This window comes from Rhizobium sp. SVR5-9E (genome assembly GCF_056755095.1).
In genome coordinates this window covers 1-229 of sequence record NZ_JBNDHS010000854.1, presented here as the reverse complement: position 1 = coordinate 229, position 229 = coordinate 1, and the positions used below count along the sequence as shown (strand labels likewise).

The following is a 229-nucleotide window of genomic DNA, read 5'->3' as shown; positions in this document are numbered from 1 at the left end:
AAGTCTTACAGAAAGAAGGCAGAAAGACAGCCTGGAATAAAGATATCCTGAAATCGGCATCCTATCACGATTTTATGTTGTTCCATCTGAAAGAACTGGTAAGATTGAGAATGATTCCCGGCGACTGGCCAAAAGATTTTATTGAAAAAACGAAAGATTTCACCGGTAAACACCTGTTGCTGTTGGTACAAACTAACAAACAGCTGCAGGAAAAAAGAATACATAAGGA

General features: G+C 38.4%; 1 protein-coding gene. It reads left to right on the top strand.

The window, feature by feature from the left end; all coding sequences use genetic code 11:
* On the top strand, nucleotides 1-229 hold a 229-nt coding region (locus ACPYOJ_RS37260; RefSeq protein WP_481420668.1), incomplete at both ends, for a hypothetical protein.